Source organism: Pedobacter sp. HDW13 (assembly GCF_011303555.1).
Lineage (GTDB): Bacteria > Bacteroidota > Bacteroidia > Sphingobacteriales > Sphingobacteriaceae > Pedobacter.
Map to the genome: position 1 here is coordinate 608,384 of NZ_CP049868.1, position 21,919 is coordinate 630,302.

The window sequence follows — 21,919 nt, forward strand, 5'->3', positions numbered from 1 at the left end:
GGTATTCTTATGGTTAGCATTCTTTAATATGCCGGAGATTGTGCGTCTCCGGCATGTTTGTTATGGCCGGTTAAATATGGTTCCTGATGTTGAAAAACGTGGATAATTCTGATCTGCATCTACAGGGATAAAGTGAATCATATCCAGGTAGGTTGCATTGCTCAATCCGGCGTTGCTTACTACGGTTAATCTGATCCAGTGACGGTCTGTAGTCTGAATATCGGCAGTTCCGGCAAGGCGGCCAATAAGCTGGTCCCATCCCGTTCCGTTAACAGAAATTTCGCCTTTTGTGGTACCAGACATATCGGTTGTGGTTGCCATGTAACGTTTAAAACCATTGGTAAGCATTAAGGCATCGGCCGATGGCAGCGCTGCCGTAGTTGAAGTGATACCCGATGAGCCTAAATATTGTCTGAAATCGACCAGGTTGGGCAGTATTTGCTCCCCAGGTCTTCCAACATCAACTCCAACCTGAAATAAATTGGAGTTACCGTTTTGTGCGTAACAAATCCAGATTTTATATTTACCCTTAACCAACATTGGCGTCCTGATATCGATATACTGTATCCTGGCGGTACTTACTCCCATCGAAAGGTTGAAAAAATCGTTGTAAGCATATTTACGGGTAGCATTAGGAACAATAACACGCTCATAGTTACTACCTTGAGTTACCTTGGCCAAATCGCTAAATAAAAGCCCATTTACAGTGCTCAATCCGTTTGCATACAACGGAATTGTTCCAGCCGCAGCTCCCCTCCATTTTGGATTCGTCCTTAAATCGGCATGGTCCGAAACATCAAAATACACCGCTGTTTGCACCCTTACCTTAATTGCAAAAGGTTTTTTAACTTCGTGAGCCACACCATTTGCAGCGGTAACATCGCTATAAGTCCTGTTAATTTCTACACCTGGTTCCACTACCCCATTAAACTCATCTTCATTCAATAAAATCTTTTGTCCCGAAAACTTGGTGGTAATTACCTCCTTGGGCGCCAGGGTATAAATAGCTGGCGAAGAAATAATATCGGGCGTATAAGTTGGTCCTGTAGAGATATGATAAGCCATATAAAGCCATAAACTATCGGCATGACTTTTAGGGTTTCCGGTTTTGGAGTACCTGCTTTTAAAACTGGCATAAGTAGCATATCCAGCGGCTTTAAGGGCCGAATCTGATTCCAAAATTAAGGTTTGAAACCTGCGTGTGGTATCTTTTACTGCCGATTGCTCAACATTAAGCGAATCGTAGAAACCGGTCTCTTTTAAGGCTTGGGTAAAATAACTGTAGCGGCTGTTTCCTTCTACGCTCTTGGCCAGGCTTAGGGTTGCCGGCACCAACACGTGGTCTAAAACATGAATAATACCATTACCAACCCGGATGTTTGACTTGGTAACCTTTGCCTGCTTGTTTACAACATAACTACTAACCCCATTTTGGTTTACAGCGCCAGTTTGCAGGTATTGCCCATACAAGGTAATTTGTGGTAGCTTACCATCGGTAAACCTGTTTGTAGCAATGGTATCGGGCAGTAAATGAAACTTAACCATATCTTTGGCTTCTTCTACTGTAAGATCAGCAACAGCTGCCTTCCCTTTTAACTTAAGCCAGGCTGTAATGGCAGCATTATCGGGAGTAAACAAAGTATATTTACCATAGGCTCCCAGAAAGCCTGTTGTGGCAGAACGATCCATAATTTGCCTCATCATTGAAAATTGATCAGGATAGCGATCCAGGTACCCTGTAATATTTACATCATCAGTCGTTGATGTGGCTAAGATTTCTCTTTTACAAGCATTTATAAATACAAATGTAAAAGCTAATACAACCATGATTATGGTTATGCTGCGGACATTTAAGTTATTTTTCATCATGCTGTTATTTGGTATAAAATGGATTTTGAACAAGTTGAGGGTCGGCAAAAATCTCCGTCTCAGGAATAGGGAAATAATGGCTGTTTATATCCCTGAATTTGTTTATCGCCGATTGCTGCACTGCCGGGCTAACCGTTTGTGCAACCATATTTAGCATAATATCTAAACGTTTATAGTTATCGCGTTTAGCCATACGCAGAATATCATACCAGCGTTTGCCTTCAAAAGCAAACTCGCGCGAGCGCTCTGATAAAATATAATCGCAAATCCCATCCTTATCAGCTGGGTCAGGTGTTTGTGCCGTAATGGCAACAGCCTTGCGTTTTAGCCTGATCTCCTCTACAATTGCGATCGCATCCGCCCCTAAGCCTGTTTGGGCAAGTGCTTCTGCTTTCATCAACATAATATCGGTAATGCGGTAAGCCTGCCAGTTAACAAATGATGGATTTTCAGTTCCCCACTTTACGATACTGAAATCGGATGCCCTGTAAAAAGCTTCTTCCCTAACATCATAAAAAACTGTTGGGTCTACATCATCCGGGGTAAAAACATCGCTTGATAAATAAGGAGCCGCCAGAAAACGTTTTTTAGGGGCAACCAGCAGGTTATAAAAAATATTGTTGACAGATGTGGTATTATTAAACTCGAAAACGGTTTCGGTCGAACTTCCATTATAAAAAACATTGAAATACCACAATGCACCTGCATTTTGCATTGCAAACCGCTGAGAATTGATGATTTTATTGCACTCGGTAATACAACCTTCATAATTATCCATCCACAGGTAAACATCGGCCAAAAGCGCATTAATGGTAAATTTGGTTACCCGGCCTTTATCTGTTACTGAATTTCCGTATGTAGTTACTGCACCGGCCTCTGCTTTTTTAAGGTCGCCAACAATCTGCGTAAGAATTGTAGCTGCTGCAGTTTTGGGTAAATCTTGTAAATCGGTATCTTTTGTGGTAGCCGTTAGTTTTAAGGGCACATCCCTGAAACTCTTAACCAGATAGAAATACATCATGCTCCGCAAAGCCAGTACCTCACTTAAATAAGCATTCAGCTGCTCAGCGGTTAAAGTGGGGTCGGCATTTCTTACTGCTGGCGCATTATCTAAAACGGTGTTACAGAAATTGATGGTGCGGTAAAATGCCGACCATTTTACTAGCGAATTACTTGGGGTAATGTTTACATCAAAAATATCTTTTTCATCGTTTAACGAACCTGGCCCCTGGTCGATCATATCGGCCCTGATTTCGCCAAACATAAAAATATACTCAGTTAAAGCCCGGTCGTTATTACCCGGAGGCGCCAACAACAGCGAGGCATAACAACCCGCAACTGCCGCCTGAATATCTTCTTTGGTTTTCCAAAACCCCTGTCTGGTAATTCCATCGCGGGGTTGGGTATCCAACCATTTTTTGCATGAACTGGACATGATCAGCATCATGACAACCACTACACTATAAATACTTCTTTTCATTTCTATTGCTGATTAAAAATTTGCAGTTAAACCAAGGGTGATTGTTTTGATTGGCGGCGTGGTTGAATTATCAATCACGGTAGAAAATGTTGATAATTTAATCGGAACCTCCGGATCCTGCCCGGTGTATTTGGTAAAGGTTAACACATTCTCCATCATGATGTTGGCGCTAAGCCCTTTCATACCCAAACGCTTGAGCAGATTTTTATTAAAATCATATTTCAGTGTTATACTCCGTAAGCGCAGGTAAGAACCATCTTCAACATAGCGATCCGATCCAAGGAAATTATAACCTGTAGCATAAGTTGCGCGCGGCATATCGGTAATATCGCCCTCTGCCCTCCAGCGGCGTAATACGGCAGTACTTTGGTTGTTAAAACCGTACATACTGGTGGTATTAATTTTGGTTCCGTTAATAATCTGATAACCTGTACGGTAAGTAAAGTTAGCACCAAACCTGATGTTGCCGTTAATGGTAAGGGCTGTTCCGAAACCGCCTGTTAAATTAGGGTTACCGTTACCGAGGTAAACAATATCTTTGTAATCGATATTTCCGTCATGGTTAATGTCTTCGTACATGGCATCTCCTGGCTGGAAAACATAATCAATAGTTGGGTAGGCAAAACGCATATAAATTTGCTGCCCGTTTGGCCCTATAATCTGGTTTCCGTTTTCATCGATTGCTATAGTTGAGTTTTTATCTTTGTATACCCCTTTAAACTTAAATCCATAAAACGAACCAAATGGATTGTTTTCCTGCAGGTAAACTTTAAAAGCATTGTTAGTTGTTATTTTCGCATTATTCTCCCTTGGATATAGTGGCGAAACTTCACGGATCATATTTTCGTTATGTGAGATATTGAAATTAAAATCCAGTCTGATTTTTTTAGACCGTACTGCCGTGTAGAACAAGCTAAACTCCCAGCCCTGGTTATCCATGGTACCCACGTTCATATCTACGCCAGAGTAACCGTTGTAGGTTGGAATAGCCAAACCATTATAGAATAAATCAGATGTACGTTTACGGTACACATCAATATCCATGTTCAGCTTATTTTTCAATAAAACCAAAGTTAAACCCACATTAGATTGTGTAACCTTTTCCCAGCGCAAGTCTGACAGCTCGATATTGGAAGGATAAACCCCTGATGTACCCAAATAGCTGAAACCATAATTCTGATAGGTATTAAAGTAAGAATAATCGTTACGGGGTGCGTTACCAACTACACCATAACTTGCTCTGAAACTCAGGTCATCTATATATTTTTGGGTTCCCTTCATAAAAGGCTCGCCCGAAACCCTCCAGCGTACTGATGTGGAAGGAAATATACCATAACGGTTGTTTGGTCCGAATTTAGAATTGCCATCACCTCTTACCCCTACATTTATGATATAGCGATCGAGCAGTTTATACTGTGCATTTAACAGCAAACCAACTGAACGGCTTTGTGCAAAAGAAGAGTAAGCAGAGCCGGTTTGATTTGTACGGCTATCAATTGAAGGATCGGCCAGATATGACGATGCAGTATTGGTGGCAAACATCCCCTGCCCTGTTCTGCGGCTATCGTTACTATCAAACCTCGCAAATAACCCCAAATCATTGTTTTTTCCCAAATCGGGCTTATACTCTACCGAAATGTTGGTGGCCATGGTAAAAGCATCGCCGTCCGAATCGCCTGCATAATTTACAACAGGCTCAGAAAATGGCCTTCCTGTTGCAATTTGCGGCAAAAAGCTCTTCACTTTTGTATTATTGATATCGGCCTGGAAATTTGCATTCAGGCGCAGTTTATCAGTAATCTGATAAAATAAACCAAATTTCGGGATTACCCTTTCGCCAAACTGCTGGTTGCTACCTGCCATGGCCATAGCCAGCGGGTTATAAGTTCCCGATATCTTAGATTTTGAAAAATCGTACAGAAAGCTACCTTGTGCGGTGTTTGCCGGACTAAAATAATTTGAGGTTAAATTGCCGTATTCATCATACTCATACACCGCCTGATTGGGCATTTTGGTGTAGGCAACATCCCTTATCCCATTGGTATAAGAATTTTGGTTATCGATATGGGTGTACGCAATATCAGCACTAAAACGAATCTTATTCGATACAATATAATCTAAATTTACCCGGGCACTTAAACGGCCCAAACTTGTGCCAACGGTGGTACCGTTCTGATTAAAGTAATTTAAAGAAGCACGATACTTGGCTTTCTCGCCACCACCCGATACCGAAAGGTTGTGATCTTGTAAATACCCGATCCTGGTAATCGATTCTAACCAATCGGTATTGTTGCTGTAGTTGTAGTAATTATACGGATCGTTACGATCGTATTGAAACTGCTTAGCAAAATCAGAAGTTGAAAACTGCCGGCCTGCATTGTAAAACTCTTCCAGTATCAATGATGAATACTGATTACCATTTAACATTGGAATAGCACTTGGCTGCTTGGAATAAGAGCCTTTAAAGTTATAAGAAATAACAGGCGGCCCCATTACCCCTCTTTTTGTTGTAATTACCAAAACACCATTTGCTGCCCGCGATCCCCAAACAGCGGTTGCGGCGGCATCTTTGAGCACACTAATCTCTTTAATATCAGAAGGTGCAATATTTAAAAGCTGACCATAATTGTTTTCATCAGAAGTGGCGAAATTAAAATCAGAAGGGATACTGATATCGTATGGCATTCCATCTACCACAATAAGCGGATCTACCGCGCCATTAATAGATGATGTACCGCGGATCCTGATCTGCATCGGCGCACCCGGATCGCCACTGCTGGCTGCAATATCCAAACCTGCAAGCCTGCCCTGTAAAGCCTGATCGATAGAAGCGGCCTGCATATCTTCTAACTCTTTTGCATTGATGGTACCAACTGCCGAAGTCTGATCGCGTTTATCGATACTCATACCACTACCGTTATCTGTTTTTGCCCTCGAAACAATCTGTACTTCATCCATTTGATTATCGGCAGCCTCTAATTGGAAGTTGATTACCGCCTTATCGATTGAAAGTGGAGCAGTTGATTTATATCCAATATAAGAAACCGAAATGCGGTAGCTTTTATCTGCAACAGGGAGTGAGTAATTTCCGTCAATATCTGTAGACACTCCTTTTACTACCCGCTTATCTTTATCAACAAGCACTACCGATGCCCCAATAATTGGCTGCTTATCCTTTTTATCGATTACTTTCCCCTTCACATAATTGATTTGCTGGGCATTGGTTATAGCCGGCATCAGCAAACAGCATAATAAAATAAAAATACTGTAGGTATATATTTTAGTCATATTGGTTAGAATTGATATTTAAGATAAGAATTGATCTGGTGGATAACTGTGCGGTTGGATAGCACATTACTCCTATCAGTAGCACCCAATAACGCATTTACCGTTGTACCCGTTACATCGCGCAACATGAGCGAATTGGTGGTATTGATTATAACATTTATTTTTGCGGCATCACCAGCATCGTTTTTAAGTAAGGTTTCGAACTCACCTATTTTTTGTCCATCACTTACAACTGTACTTTTATTGATAATGTGGTATTGGATAAATTTGCTCACTTTGGTAATATCTACACCATCGGCCGAAGTAAAATTGGGTACGCCTGTAGTTACATTACCTGGCAATAGCCCTGCTTTTACGGCAAGTACAATGGCTGCATTTGTAGGGATAAAAACCGTGTAGCTTACCCCATCGGTAAGGCCCGAAATTGCTCCTGTGGTTTTGTTGTACAATACACTGTTAAACAGGTATTGATAAAAGTTATAGTAAGGTGCAGTAGCAACCAAACCATATTTTTCGATATGTTTGCCCACATTTAAAGCGGTATAGGTAAGTGCCTCTTTACCGTAAACGGCGGCTCCGTTTACCGGACTGGTGCTAATCGAATCGATAGGAATAGTTTGTTTTGCCACCAAAGTACTGTCCTGGGTTCCGGCAGAATACAGGGTGCCTTTATCATATTTGATATACTCGCCGTTTGAAGTTTCTAAAATACCCGAGCCACTTGTAAAGTTTGGAATGGCACGGTCGCCAAGCGGAATAATATGTGTTTGAAGAATTCGCCTTAAAGCCTGTAAATCGCCACGGATGGGCTGGGTTACGTAAAATGGTTCATAAGTAAATCCCATTTTTTTCAAGGTTACATCGGGAATAGGAACAATAACGTATTTTAATGAAGGTGTTTTTAGCGGAATGGTAAGCGCGAAATAGTTAAGTGCCTGCTTCATGATATTGTAGTCAGGATCAAGGTTTACGTTTCCGTATACAGTAGAAAATACACTGGCATCCTGGCTTTTATTTACACCATATAAAAAACCATTGCTTAAAACCTGCCTGTCTACAACATCTGTGGTGGCTAGTTTGGTAAAATCGCCCAATACATTTTGTGTGGTTCCAAACTTAGTAGGCCATAAAGTAGTATTGTAAAGGTGCGAATTAATGTAATCCCTGATTAGATCGGGCGCTACAACATAAAGTTCGTTAAGTGTTTTTACGCCCTTTTTTCTCCAGTATTTTAATAAAACATTTTTAGCATAGGTATCAACCGCACTGTTTGTGGGTGCCAAAATGCTGTAAGAACTTTGTTGAGCATCGTTAGCATCAACCTTCGAATAATTTTCGTTGTTTGGCGAAAAACCCAATAAAGCACTGTAGCTTTTAACATATACATTGGCCGCTTTTCCGTTTAATACTTCGTAACGGTGCGAAATGTCTGCATTCAGGTTATAGGTTACAAATTTGTCCAGTAAATCTTTAAATGTACTATACTCAGCTTTCTCATTCACATACTGATCAATATTCTGTGGTGGGGTTAATACCCTATCTACAACGTGAATAACCCCGTTTTCGGCAATAATATTCTGCTGATTACTAAGTATGTGTGCCGGACCAACATTAGCGCCATTATAGTTTACGTTAGGATAAAAGAAGTTGTAATCACTTGCCGATAAGCCAGAAAACACCATAAAGGGCGACAAGAAATAAGTGATGCTTTTATTGTTAAAATCCCCAGAAGCATATGCGCCATTGCGATTGTTGGCAATCACCTTAATTGCATTTCCGTTATTATCTTTCCCATCATAAACAAAATCGTAGTAAACGGTTCTCCTTCTAAAAGCTGTATTTTTAACAAAACCCTTAACAGAGAAAAAATCGCTTAAGCGCTCTACTTTTTCACCATCGTAAATCATTGAGTAGCGTACAATTTTCGAAGCGAGATCAACCGAAACCTCTGTTAGGTTATTATCTTTTAAATAGGTAGCAAAAGCTTCGTCAGTTGGCGCAAAAACGGTCCACGAGCCAGCTGCGCTTAAGGTTTCTTTGTAACCTGCCTTATCTACACAATCTAAAAACTTAGTGAAATTACCTTTGGCCTGAAGCTGTTGATAAATCGGATCGCCTAAATTTTCGGGGCGGCCATAAAATTCATCAAATTCCTTTTTTCGGCAACTGCTCAGAAAAAAGATAACTGTCAAAAAGACGATTAAAAATCTGGGTAAAGTTATACTCATAGCAATTTTATTGGATAACGGCCATTAAAAATACTGGGCAATAAAAAGCTAGGTATCTAAATCAATTAGAAGTTGGTGTGGGAAAAATTGATCGGAAAGGATGCGTAGAGTTTTATTACATAGAATGGTATTAACGTTCGTTAATTAATTTTTGGTTAAAAGGTTATCTGGTTAGAAAAATTATTTCTTAAATATAAAAATGTGCAATAAAAATCCCATCCTGTACTATCCTGCCTTTTTATTGTAAAATATTAGCATGAATGTAAAATACTCCATTATAGCCAACTAAATCGATTAATGAATCCAAAAATTAATTTGTTAAATATTTTTCGACTGATTATTCATACATGTTTTTAACAAAAAATGTAAATAAGGAAGGACGCGCTCCAGACGGAGACATGTTTAATTAGATTTAGCTGAGCACTGGGTGGTTCTCCTATTTAATCCTCGTCATCTCGACTGGAGCGAAGCGAAACGGAGAGATCTTAATTAGATTTCTCGACTCCGTTGCACTCCGCTCGAAATGACGATCTTGAAGAAAGGTTCGCAATTGTAAAGGTTTAGCGATTCTGTTACCGAATTACTAAACCTTTACAGCAATGACGATGAAAGTTTAAGTTCAGGTTTCCTAATAATAAGGTGTAATGGTTACCGGTCCGATTAGTCCCGATGGCATTACCGTCCAGTTTGAGGCATCAAAATCTTTATAGTTAATATTTACAAAATTGATTTCATGGTAATTGCGCCAGGGTATTTTTTTAATGTCCATATCCCTGATCCGGTTGGCCATTAAATTAACTACTTCTACTTTAATGGTATTGTTGCCAGCTTTCAGGTATTTGCCAATACGGGTTTCGAAAGGGATACTCCACAAAATACCGACTTCTTGTCCGTTAATCCATACCCTTGCGCTTTCATCAACCTGGTTCAGGTTCAGCAGATATTCTTTGGCCGATTTCTCTTTTAAATCAAAGCTCGAGCTATACACGCCCGTCCCCGAAAAGGCCTGCAGTTTAGGATCGTTTAATTCCGTCCACGATACCAGTTTATTTAACTTCTGGTCAGCTGGGATTTCGGGACCGCCGGCTGTAAAATGTAAATCCCAGGGCTTAGTTATGGTAACCGCGTCAGCAGCTTTATTGAGGTAAAGCCAGGGTTTATTTCCGGCAACATTCGCTCCCACTTGCAGAAAAAGCGTTTCACCCGATTTGATCTGTACGCGCACTTTTCCGTTATTTACCTCAGCCAAACCTATCGCAGTACTTTGAGCGTCCATAATCAACACCGAACCAGCTTCATTCAATGTCAGAAAGGTATCGATATCTTTAGCGGTATGGTTAACCAAATAGTAATATTTGCCTGTGGTGGTTTTTCTCCTGATAAACTGCAATCCCGAATCGGTTAAGGCCTCGTGGTTAACTGCAACCAATTGTAGCCCTTTTTGAACATCACTGCTTAGTATAATTTCACCTTTACCGGTTTTAAATGTTTTAACACCATCGTCCCCTTCAGTAAAAGTGAGTTTGGCCAAAATAGATTTTAACTGCCCACGTCTTGCGTTCAAGTTGTTTAAACCGGGAACATCCTGTGGTAAAGCCTCAAAAATTACTTTAGCCCCGTTATTGGCCAGCTGTATAATGGTGTTTAAAGTTTCAACACTCATCATTTCGCATTGTGGAATAAGCAATACTTTATATGGAGCTGCTGCATTGCTGGTGCTGATCTGTTCGCCATTTATCGTCGATTTCTTCAGCAACCTGTCGGATGCGAAATCGTAAGCATAACCCGATTTTGAAAGCTGTTTTGCAAGTTTATAAAATGGTGTCGGATACAACCATTCGTCTATATCATGTACTTTCAGGGCCATATCCAGGCCTTTGGCCTTGTTCCATACATCGTAAACCGGCCAGTAAATTAAAATTTCGTTATCGGCTTGCCCCGACTGAAGAATAGACTGACAGCGGGCAATATAATTATTTAATCCCTGTGCCTGTGGCCACAAACTGTTGTTTGGGTTCATTTCTACCGAGGCATAAAACAACCAGCCCGGCCAGGGCACATTGGCTGGTGAATTGGTGGTACCGTGGTAAAAAACATGATTAACACCTGATAAAAACAACTGCTCTACCTCTGGTTTGCACTGCGAAAAAGAAGTTTTAAAATGTTCGGTAAGCCAGGTAAAAGTTTCTGACGAAATGAGTTTTTTGCCGCCCGTATGCCCTGCTGACGAGGCAAATTTAGACATGATTGGGTCGGGATCTACATTTCTGATATCGCCGGCATCGCGTCTAAGTCCGGCAATTGGAAAATAGCTGGAGCCAAAAATTTCTGTTTCGGGAATATCAACTGCTCCATATAAATCGAGCAGGTTACCCGGCGAACCATGCGACTGGTTTTTGGTTTTCGATTGAAGGCCATGTGCCCAATCGGTCCAGTTTTGGGTAAAGTTATGGAGCAAAAGTTCGTCCATAGTCTCCCTGTAATCGGATTTTAAACGGGCTATGTTTTCAGCGGTAGAGTCTTTGCTGCTTAAATCTTTAAGATAGCCGGCTAAATCGTATCCCCTGTTTTTCTTAAATTCCTGAAAAAAAGTTGATGTCCACGTTGCACCATACACTTCGTAACTATCGTTAAAAAACGACCTGATGCCTTGTGGTTTTCCAGCAAAAGCATCCGAAAACCTTTTTAAGTAAACATTTACGGCATTTTTATCCAAGTGATCTAAAGTAAAACCCTCGCCGCCTGGTGCTGCACGTTTAACCATTTGCCTGGTTTTACCTGCAAAAGCAGCATAAATATCCCAGTTTCCACTACCGGGCGACCAGTTTAACTTCCCCTCTCCATCAACTTTTGAAAGCAGGTTAACTACTTCGCCATTTTCGCTGTAAGCGGTTACGGCCTGTAACTGTGCAAAATCTTGTTTGGCTTCTTTAACTTTAATGGCTTCGGTTAATTTTTCACCGGCTTTAAGGGCATATTGCTGAACAATTAGTTTGGTTGCTGCATTTTCGGGCTTAATCTGCGGCCCACCAAATGGCCAGCCTGTGCCTGTATTCATATCTACACCTAAACCCAGGGCATTGGCTTTGTTAACGGTAAAATGTAAACTATTCATCCAGGCAGGCGATAAAAAATCAAGGTATTGCTTTTCATAACCTTTGGCACCATAAATAGGTGTAATTTCTACCCCACCCAAACCTGCATCCTTGTATTTCTGCAATACGGCACTCAGATTCTGTTCATCAACAGCATTACCCATCCACCACCAACGGGTCCAGGGTTTCATTTGCTTTTCGATAACAGGCCAGCCTCCTGTATTTTTTACTGGCTTTTGTGCTGTAGCGATGCCAAAAGTTAATGTACCAAACAGCAGGACAGGAAAGAATCTATATAATTGCATAATTTAATCTAAGTGGAATACCATTTCTAAAGGGAATGTTTTTGGAGAATGATCTGCATTGGTTTCCATAATATCGGACATGTAAGCCCACCATTTCTGCACAATCTGCGTGCTGCCCAAATCTTGCGATGAGCTTCCGTTTTGCTGCTGCACGGCAAAAAGGGTATTGGTTTCTTCATCTAAAAAGATAGAATAATCGCTAATACCATTTTCTTTTAACAAAGTTGCCAGTTCAGGCCAGATTTCATCGTGGCGCTTTTTGTATTCTGTTTCAAAACCGGGTTTAAGTTTCATCTTAAATGCAATTTTCATGTTTTCGATTTTATTTTTTTAATGGTTTTGTTAAAACCCGTTTATTTTAAGCGGTCATCATTCTCGCGCAGGCGGGAATCTTAACGCTACCTCCTATTTTTTGCCGCGGAGGCACGCAAAGCACAGAACTGTTTTCTTCTTACTTAAGTAAACAACCTACGTTGTCAGTCTGAGCCTGTCGAAGACCTATCACTAATCCTTACACAGTGAGAGCTTCTTCACTGCGTTCAGCATGACAAACCGCCCTGGTTCGTGTCACCACGAACCACAAAAACCTAATTAACTTCAAACTTCAAATCTGCCCCATTGTCTCCTGCTGATTTAATCCAAAGCAATTTCGCATTTATATCGTAATACCAGCCTGCTGATTGATCTAATTGGCCAGCATTTTGCAACTGCTTTGCTACCGTACCATTCTCTGTAACCGTTTTTGGTGCGGTCTGCCCCTGCCAGTGCAGCTTAGCCAGGTATTTGTGTTTGCCTGGTTTAAAACTTCCGGCAGGTTTATTCACTTTGAGTGTAAAACCTGTTGATTTTAACGAAGCGTTAATGGTGGTTAAAGCAAAATCTCCTTTTTTATAGGCGGCGCTTAAATTATCATCTTCATAAAGATCATATTTAGATTCACCATAAGGAAAAACATCAAGTGTGATTACATCAACCGGTTTTTCGCCACTATATGCCATTTCTGGCTGCATGGGAATAATACTGCCAGCTTTTACAAACAATGGAATGGTATCTAAAGGTGCTACAACATGATGATAACTTTTACCATTGTATTTCTCCCCCGTCCAATAGTTAAACCAGGTACCTTCGGGCAGGTAAACCGAGCGGGTAATGGCTCCTTTGGTTGTAACAGGCGCAACCATTAAATTATCGCCAAATAAATATTGATCGCCGATTTCGTAAACATTTTCGTCATCCTGGTAGTTTAGTACTAAGGCCCTCATCATCGGTAAACCTGTTTGGTACTGCTGGTGCATACTGGTGTACAGGTAAGGGAACAAACGGTAACGCAACAAATCGTACTTTTTGAAATTACGCAGGGCATCTTCGCCATATTTCCAGGGTTCTTTATAACCGGGATGATCCATCCCAAAAACCAATGCAATAGGGCTAAACATACCAAACTGAACCCAACGGATATATAATTCGGGATCGGCCTGATGTTCAAAACCGCCCATACAATGCGCCCATGAGCCTACGCCTGATAAACCCACATTTAAACCTGCCTTAATTACCGGTGCAAAATATTGCCACTCGCTTGGCCAGTCGCCAGCAAAAATGTAAGGGTAACGCTGTATGCCCGAGTAGCCTTCGCGGGTTTGGTTCAATCCTCTAAAGCCATTAAATTTTTCAAATTCTAAAAATGGTGCTTTGGCATAAGCCACCGGAAAAAGGTTGTGCAGGCGCTCAGCATCTTTTCCTGTTGGCCCTACTTTTTCACTTTCGTTGGCGAGTGCACCAAAAGCGCTTCCCTCATCTGTTTTCAGGAATTTAGCGCCTAATTTTGCAACGCGCATTACACCATTATCCCACCACCATTGTGTGGCCTTCTCATCAAAAAAGTTTACAAATTCGCCCGGTTTACCATTTTCAGGATAGGTATAGCCTTTTTCCCTGGCCTGATCTAACAGGTTTAGTTTTTTGGCATTATCAAACCTCGGACGAAGGTGCAAGCCTACCATTTTATAGTTCATGGCATAAATGCTGTCGAACATCGATTTCGGATTTTTAAAAGTTTCCCTCCACTCAAAAGAAGTGGCGCCTTTCCCTCCGTTTTCGCCAAATAGGCGCCAGGTCGAATCGAGCCAAAGCAGATCAACCGGAATCCCCAGCGATCTGTATTTTTTTGCCAGCTCAACCACATAATGATCGGACGTTTGTGCTTCGTAACCCCAGGTACCGCCACTGTAAGTGCCCGCGTGTAAACCTAAAGCAAACTGCGGTAACATAGGCGATTTACCTGTAATACTGGTATAGTGATCTAAAATAGCAGGGAAAGTTGGTCCATAGATGAAATAATAATCCAATTCTCCATCAGCTGCCTTAAAACTGTACTGGTCTTTTTTCGAAGCCCCCATATCCCATTCGGTAGCGAAAGAATTATGCAGAAAAATGCCATATCCTTTTGTACTCATAAAAAACGGAACCGGACAATAATTGGCTTCCAATATGTTGTAAGCGCCGATAGCGTGTGGCAAGCCTTTACCACGACCAACGTTTAAAGTTACCTTTTTAAAACGGCGATCCATAAAATCCATACGCTCGCCAAAGCCAAAGAAATGCTCATCAGCCTGCAGTTTTTTGGTTACACCTACCTGGGGATCTTCTTTAACAATTGCGCCATTTGCATCGCTGCTTAACAATTTACCTTTGGCATCATAAACATCGAGCCTAAACGGTGCTTTGTAGAGTTTAACCATTAGCTTAGTGGTAGTAAGCAAAAAATGATCTTGCTTATCCGAAACTTTAACGGCAACATTGGCCCAGTTGTATTGAATTACCATCAGGTTTTCGTTGGTTTCGAATTTACCGTTCCAGCTGGTTCTGATGCGGAATATTTCTGGCGTGCAGAATTCAAACTTCACCTCCCCTTTGGTGGTAGAAAATGAAATGATATTCCCCGCTTTTTTAAAACCGGATTTATAATCGCCTATACTTTGCGCTTGGGCAAAAGACAGGGCAAAAGTTAAGGAAAGGGCAAAGACTAAAAGTTTCTTCATTGTACTATTTTATTTCCAACTGGTTAAGCACTAATCCCGGATCGAGCATATAGATTTTAACTGTTGATTTACCTGTTTTATTTACCTGATGCTTGGTTATACCCGAAGCGTAACCTTGCAATACATTCTGTTTCCAGATGTTATTTTCTGAAGCCGGAGAAATATTAATTACCTGAGGCTGATCATCATTAACCGAAATGGCATAACGCACTTTTATGCCGTTATTAACGCCCTGGGTAGGTAAACATTTCACCTCAATCTGGTGCCCGCCCTGCGTTTTAAAATCAATGGTGTAACTGGCGTAAGGTGCGTTTTGCAAGTCTTTTTCGCTAAAAGGTTTAAATGTAAAAGGAAGCACAGAAATGCCATTGCCACCCAAGCCGAGTCCTTTAATAGTTTGTAATGAAAGTCCTTTCGGCGATGATTTTGCTACATATTCGGCTGCACGAACTGTTATTTTATCTTCGTTCGCTTTAGGGGCCGACGATTGCGTTGCTACCGTATCTGCCACTTTGGGCATTTTAAAAACCGCTAAATCACGTGGTTTCCAGCTCATCATTCCGTTCCATTTACCGCCGGCAATTTCTTCATTGTATTTTTTGGTAATTACCTGAATCTGATCAAAAGCTGCTTTCGATTTCTTTGAATAGCTTAAAGCCGATTGATCTCCGTTTGCTGCCAAGATTAAACTTTTTTTTGCGTATAAAATCTTCTTGTTCATCAGCATCGCCCCTTCAACCGGGTAAAGGATCAGCTCAAAATAAGCATCTTTTAACCTGGCGGGAATTTGATCAGCTAAACTTTTGGCCTGATGATAAATCTTTTCGTAATCGGCTAGTCTTTCGTCTGCCTCTTCGTCGGTAAAATTAACACTGGCCATATGCTCTGGTTTAGCAGCCTGTGCCAGGCGATAATAAACAGCCTTTATTTCCGCAATCGGTTTTGCAAATTCGGCACCAAAAGTTTCGGCAGCCCAGCTTTCGGCATATCGATCGGCGTTTTCGGGCTTCCATCGGTTTACATTCCAGGCCAGATCCATTGCAAACTGGATTTCCATTTCTGCAGGTTTAATATCGCCCACATTAATTACCCAAAGGCGATCGGCTTTATACTGATAGGCTTTGGTTAACTCGTAAGCCATCAGCGATGGAGAAATGGACGAAAGCCATAAGTAATCTTGCGGAGCCCCCCAGTACGAGATATGGTAATACACACCGCTCCCACCCGATCGTTTTTGTTCTTCGGGATTAGAAAGCTGACGGATATAACCGTGATTATCATCCGCCCAAACAATCGTTACATCATCAGGCAATTTTAAGCCAGCCTGATATAAAGACAGTACTTCTTTGTAAGGACAAAAAATCTGTGTAATGGAACTTACTGATTTAGTTATATTTTTGCTTAAAATGGCACGCTGATCGGCAATTACCTCGTCCAGCAGTTTTACCTTTTCATTTTTATCTTTTGGCCCGGGCATACTGCCATCGTGGATACCACGCATCCCGACGGTATAAACCGATTCGTAATTTTTAGCCTGTTTTACGCGGTCGGTCCAATAATTTACAATCTCATTTTTGTTGAGGTCGTAACGCCACTCGCCTGGTTTCTTGCCATATTCGTGCTCGAAATTCTCTGCCCATTCAAAAACATTGTTGCGCAGCATGGGTTCGCAATGGCTAGAGCCTAAAATAATACCATATTTATCGGCCATTACGGGGTTATTGGCATAATAATAAAATGCTTTGGTTGAAGGGTGCATGCCCGGCCAGATGTAGTTCGCTTTTAAGCGCAGCAGCAATTCGAATATTTTGGTGTAGGTTTTAGGTCCAATGTCTTTTACATCGGCATCCATCATTTTAGCCGCCCAGGGTTGGATACCCCAGTCTTCATCATTAATAAAAATTCCCCGGTATTTAACCGATGGCGATTCTACCAAAGCTTGACCGGCTTTTACGAAGAGCGATTTTTTAGTTGCCGGTTTAACATCTGCCCACCAACAAAGCGGCGAAACGCCCATCATTCGCGACAGCTGAAAAACACCATAAGCCGTTCCCCTTCTATCGCTACCAGCAATAACCAAAGCTCTTTTCACTCCTTTTACCGGATTTTCGATAACCGAAACAGAAAAGGTTTCCCACTTGCCATATAGACTGGCGCTGTTAATTTTCCCTGTCCTGGCCAATTGATCGATATAAAACGACTGCCCCATCGTACCGATAATGATGGGGTAAGCACTTAAATTGGGATTATTTTTCAAAACCTGAGCGGTTTGACCTGTTAACAACTGAATATCAGCTTTAAAAGCTTCTGCAGCGATATGAACCACTTCAGCATCCTTTGCATCAATATAAATGACTGCAGGCTTTTCGCCATCAACAATAGGGAAAGCTAAAGCACTGTTAATTTCAGAAACAGCGATGCCTGCTTTTTGTGCCCTACTTTGTTCAGGCAGCAAAAAGAAGGAAATCAATACTAATAAACCCGCTAAATTTCTGAAATTCATGCTGCCTAATTTTTAAGCTTATATACTTCGGTTCCGGCCAATAAAAAACAGCCCAAACCATAATCTTCAAAATCGGGCATGCTGGTATAGCTAACCGGTTGCCCGTCTTTTGGTTCTTTACCCGTTCCTTGCATGTAACCGATAAAACCATTTTTCTGAACGGCATCCGTAGTCATGGCATTCCATGCTTTAGTAATAATTGGTAAATAAGTGGCCTTATCTAAAATGCCATGATTTACGCCCCAGGCCAGGCCATAGGTAAATAGTGCTGTACCAGAGGTTTCTTTACCGCCAAAATGTGTGGAATCGTGCAAACTCACATTCCAAAAACCATCGGTGCGCTGAATAGCTACCAGGGCTTTAATCATTTCCTGATAAGTTTTTAAATATTCGTTGCGGTGTGGTTCATTTGCTGGAATAATTTCCAAAACACGTACCAGTGCGGCAACCACCCAGCCATTACCCCTGCTCCAATAACAATCTTCGCCATTTGGCTCTTTATAAGGCGGTACAAAATCTTTATCGCGCCACCAAAGTCCATCTTTTGCATTGTACAAACCACCACCTTCGGTATTTTTCGAATGCAGGTACATTTTGTACATGTAATTGTAATAGCTGGTATCGTTGTATAATTTACCCAGTTTGGCAAAAACAGGCATGCCCATTTGTATTGCATCAATCCAGGTCCAGTCGTTAACTTTACCCGATTGCATTACCAGATCTATCGAAGCCTTTATATCTTTTATACGCTCGGGCTGTTTATCAATCAGGTAAAGATCAATGTAAGTCTGCCCACAAGCCTGATCATCAGCATTTTTTGTGGCAATGCCATTTCGTAAACCCCAATTGTGTTTTTGGCCCCATTGAACGGCATAATCGTAATATTCTTTTTCGGGGCTGATTTTATACAGATTCATCAGGCCTTCATAGTAAACTGCCCTTGTCCAGATGTTGCTTGGTCTTTCCTTATTGGTTATGATCGATTTGCCGGCATCGGGCCACTTATTCATAAAATAAGCGTTTGTAGATTTTAACACCTTTAAAACCTCTTTTTTATTCGGGATTTTTTGGGCGAAAAGTACCTGGGTAGTTATGCTAAATATTACTGCGGTGCTGAATACAAATTTCTTCATGTTATTTCGCTTATCTTAATTAATTGGTTTTAGGTTTAACTTTTAACTCATCCGGACTATCTTTTGTAAAGGTATCGAACTGAATTTTCGACGGACTTTCGAAGATATCTTTCACGGTGCTAAAAGCAACTTCATATTTTGGATTAAACTGGTTTGACGACATGTATTGCTGCAAACTGAAATAAAGTTGCTGTGCTGCCGGGGCTTCTTTCAGATCAGGAGATAGGTTCGCGCTCGAAACAATCAGCTTTCCTTTACCTACCTTTGCCTCAAAAACCAGCGCCAGGCGACGGTTTAAAAACCAGGTATCGATTGGCTGTATAATGGGCCTAAAACCAACAGGAAAATCTTCGAGGTTCATTACCTGCGCTTTGTTTACAATTTCCCACCATTGCATATCGCTGTGGAAATCGGTTGGAAAACTGTTAAAAGCGGCATGTTTTGGATCGCACAAAATGCCCAAAGTATGCGGCGGGCGCATTTTAAACCAGGAAGTATTCCAAAAAACAGGTAAAAAAGTCTGAACCACTTCTTTTCCTTTTACCACTTTGCCCGATGCGTTGAGGAAAACACTGCCACCCGAGGCCAAAACCGACTGGGCTTTATCATCTAAACTGGTACAGTAATACACCTCGCTCTTAACTTCAGGCAGCTGCGCCGGATAAACCCAGAAATTCCAGTCGTTGGCAAACTCAGTTCCATCAACCATAACTTCCAGTTTCAGTTTTGTTGCTTTTGTAATGGTATTTAAAGGAATTTTTATCTCTCCGATGGCAATACAGTTGGTAACCGCTAAGGTTTTAGGACTGAAATTACCCCTGGCAATAATAGCACCGCTTTCATCTTTTGCCGTCCAGGAGAGTTTTGCATTTTCAATAGGTGCCTTACCAAAATGCGCTACTTCTACCGCAGCCTCAAGTGTTTCGGCATTGGTAAACACAAATTTCGAGACTTTTAACAAAGGCACAGTACTATTAGAAAAACGCTTGAATTCTTTAGCCGTGATATATCCTTTTTCGTCCCAGAAAGCATCTAAAACACCAACCAGTGCTGTACCCTGTCCCGGATAATCATTTAAGGACAAGAGCTGATAACCATTGTAATTGGGTGTTCGTAATGCTTTTTCGATTTCATTTTTATAGCAAAGTGCCTGTAATTTACCCGAAGCCATTAAGAATTCATGGGCCTGATCGGCCATATCGTGATCTTTAAGGTCTTCCTGAAACATTTCGAAGTTCTTTGCGCGGTAAACCCCGGTGTATTTTTTTATTTCATCGAAATTCGGGAATGCACAGTACTGCCCCATTTCGTGCGCCACAAAAGGCACCGTAAACTGTTCTATCTGTTTAGCATAAGTAGAAATACTTTCTGGTTTCCTGCTCCAGTCAAGCCCTCTGGCACCTGCACGTACCATAAATTCGTTGTTTGGAATCACCGGCCAGCTACCGCCAACCGATGCGCCTGTGTACAACCTTCTCGAATCTTTGGCTTTCCAGTAATTATTAAATTTGGTGAGATACTCAACCTGCCTGCCGCGTGGCTCGTTTCCATAGGCCATCATACAAAAAGACGCATAATTGCCATAGTTTTTAGTCATGCGGTTGGTTTCGTCGTAAATAAACTGATCAATGGGTTTACCATCTCCGATAGACGAACCATGATTGGCCCAGCTTGGTCCTTCGGGTTGCAGATAAAATCCAATCTGATCTGCAGCAATAAAAGCAGCTTCGGGTGGACACCAGGAGTGAAAACGCATGTGGTTTAAACCATGGGCTTTCGAAATTTTAAAGATGCGTACCCAAGCAGCAACATCCATTGAAGGGTAACCGGTTAAAGGAAATTCGCAGTTGTTTACGGTACCACGCAAAAACACCGGTCTGCCGTTTATTTCAAAAGATCTGCCTACAGCTTTAAACTCGCGCATCCCAAACTGTACTTTTTTCTCGTCCTTTTTACCATCCTTCGAAACAAGGGCAGCTGTTAAACGATATAGTGCCGGATCGAATTCATCCCAGGTGGCTATTTTATCGCCCATTGGCAAATTGATTTCCAATGTACCTTCTCCATTGGTAATTTGATATGGCGCTGTTACAGGTTTAACCTGAATTACATTTTTGGTATTGAAAGTTGCAGCAGAAAGTGTAATTTTTCCGGTAGCAGATTGGCTGGCACTGGCTTTAAGCTGAATTTTAACTTTAGCCGACTTATTTTTTAAATCGGGATAAACCTGTATATCTTCAAAATAAACAGGCGAGCCAGCCATCAGTTCCATTTTGCCTACCACACCATTCCAGTTGCCCTGGGTATGATCGGTTAAGCTGTGCGAATCCTGCCCGACATTTATTGCCTTGATGCGGTTATCGATTAATAAGGTAATGGTATGTTTTCCGGCTTTTAAATTTGCGGGCAGTTCAAAATTCTGGGCCACTACAAAAGTAAATTGGGTGCCTATCTCCATTTCATCTATCCAAACCCGTGTTTCCGAATGGGGATATTCTAAAGAGAGTACCATCCTTTTACCCTTCCAGTTGGCGGGGATTTCTACATCTTTCTGATACCATGCCGCGCCGGTATAATGCTTAGCCGGCGTTAACCAGAAGGGTATTTTAAGATTATCAGCTTTGCGGTATTTAGCTAAACGTGGATGAAAAAAGTAGGAACTATCGTATATACTGCCCGTCCATTTTGTTTTGAGGGTTATATCATCACCTTTTAAATTTTCGGCCATTGACCCGGGCAGCTGAATAGCTTCGGGAAGAACAGTTGAGTACCATTTCCCTTTTATGCCTTCGTCCTTAGCGTCAATTTTGAAACGCCACTTGCCTGCCAGCGAAATACTTTGGGCATGGGTTTGCGCAATGCTCAAAATAATGAAAGCAATGCCCATGAGTACTTTTAAAATTCGGTTAACTTGTATCTGCATAAATAGAACGGTTTAGTACCGCTGGTATTTGGTTAGGCTGTTAAAATAAGACAATAA

Annotated in this window: 10 protein-coding genes; all 10 read right to left on the minus strand. The window is 41.4% G+C overall.

Going from position 1 to position 21,919, the window contains the following annotated elements; all coding sequences use genetic code 11:
- Positions 1 to 60: 60 nt before the first annotated feature.
- Positions 61 to 1,704, minus strand: a complete 1,644-nt coding sequence (locus tag G7074_RS02580; protein ID WP_166206694.1) for a fasciclin domain-containing protein — start codon at positions 1,702 to 1,704, stop codon at positions 61 to 63.
- Between the two features lie 169 nt (positions 1,705 to 1,873).
- On the minus strand, positions 1,874 to 3,349 hold the full coding sequence (locus G7074_RS02585) for a RagB/SusD family nutrient uptake outer membrane protein (protein ID WP_124560116.1): 1,476 nt from the start codon (positions 3,347 to 3,349) through the stop codon (positions 1,874 to 1,876).
- A gap of 12 nt (positions 3,350 to 3,361) precedes the next feature.
- On the minus strand, positions 3,362 to 6,637 hold the full coding sequence (locus tag G7074_RS02590) for a SusC/RagA family TonB-linked outer membrane protein (protein ID WP_124560117.1): 3,276 nt from the start codon (positions 6,635 to 6,637) through the stop codon (positions 3,362 to 3,364).
- 5 nt (positions 6,638 to 6,642) lie between these two features.
- Entirely contained in the window at positions 6,643 to 8,829 is a 2,187-nt protein-coding gene (locus G7074_RS02595) for a fasciclin domain-containing protein (protein WP_158674044.1), read from the minus strand.
- A 664-nt stretch (positions 8,830 to 9,493) separates the two neighbouring features.
- Complete coding sequence (locus G7074_RS02600) at positions 9,494 to 12,265, minus strand: glycosyl hydrolase (protein WP_166206697.1); 2,772 nt, start codon at positions 12,263 to 12,265, stop codon at positions 9,494 to 9,496.
- 3 nt (positions 12,266 to 12,268) lie between these two features.
- On the minus strand, positions 12,269 to 12,577 hold the full coding sequence (rhaM, locus tag G7074_RS02605) for an L-rhamnose mutarotase (RefSeq protein WP_124560120.1): 309 nt from the start codon (positions 12,575 to 12,577) through the stop codon (positions 12,269 to 12,271).
- Between the two features lie 275 nt (positions 12,578 to 12,852).
- Positions 12,853 to 15,303, minus strand: a complete 2,451-nt coding sequence (locus G7074_RS02610) for a glycoside hydrolase family 31 protein (RefSeq protein WP_166206700.1) — start codon at positions 15,301 to 15,303, stop codon at positions 12,853 to 12,855.
- A 4-nt stretch (positions 15,304 to 15,307) separates the two neighbouring features.
- Positions 15,308 to 17,806: a glycosyl hydrolase 115 family protein gene (locus G7074_RS02615; protein WP_166206703.1), complete on the minus strand. Its 2,499-nt coding sequence runs from the start codon at positions 17,804 to 17,806 to the stop codon at positions 15,308 to 15,310.
- Positions 17,807 to 17,811: 5 nt separating this feature from the next.
- Complete coding sequence (locus tag G7074_RS02620) at positions 17,812 to 18,939, minus strand: glycoside hydrolase family 88 protein (protein ID WP_124560123.1); 1,128 nt, start codon at positions 18,937 to 18,939, stop codon at positions 17,812 to 17,814.
- A gap of 19 nt (positions 18,940 to 18,958) precedes the next feature.
- Positions 18,959 to 21,862 (minus strand): sugar-binding domain-containing protein, encoded by a 2,904-nt coding sequence (locus G7074_RS02625; protein WP_166206706.1) that lies wholly within the window; start codon positions 21,860 to 21,862, stop codon positions 18,959 to 18,961.
- Positions 21,863 to 21,919 lie beyond the last annotated feature (57 nt).

What these genes read in the sequence shown, in the direction of transcription:
- G7074_RS02580 (WP_166206694.1), bottom strand. Translation starts at nt 1,704, where the DNA reads ATGATGAGGCAAATTATGGATCGTTCTGCCACAACAGGCTTTCTGGGA.
- G7074_RS02585 (WP_124560116.1), bottom strand. Translation starts at nt 3,349, where the DNA reads ATGAAAAGAAGTATTTATAGTGTAGTGGTTGTCATGATGCTGATCATG.
- G7074_RS02590 (WP_124560117.1), bottom strand. Translation starts at nt 6,637, where the DNA reads ATGACTAAAATATATACCTACAGTATTTTTATTTTATTATGCTGTTTG.
- G7074_RS02600 (WP_166206697.1), bottom strand. Translation starts at nt 12,265, where the DNA reads ATGCAATTATATAGATTCTTTCCTGTCCTGCTGTTTGGTACATTAACT.
- rhaM (WP_124560120.1), bottom strand. Translation starts at nt 12,577, where the DNA reads ATGAAAATTGCATTTAAGATGAAACTTAAACCCGGTTTTGAAACAGAA.
- G7074_RS02610 (WP_166206700.1), bottom strand. Translation starts at nt 15,303, where the DNA reads ATGAAGAAACTTTTAGTCTTTGCCCTTTCCTTAACTTTTGCCCTGTCT.
- G7074_RS02615 (WP_166206703.1), bottom strand. Translation starts at nt 17,806, where the DNA reads ATGAATTTCAGAAATTTAGCGGGTTTATTAGTATTGATTTCCTTCTTT.
- G7074_RS02620 (WP_124560123.1), bottom strand. Translation starts at nt 18,939, where the DNA reads ATGAAGAAATTTGTATTCAGCACCGCAGTAATATTTAGCATAACTACC.
- G7074_RS02625 (WP_166206706.1), bottom strand. Translation starts at nt 21,862, where the DNA reads ATGCAGATACAAGTTAACCGAATTTTAAAAGTACTCATGGGCATTGCT.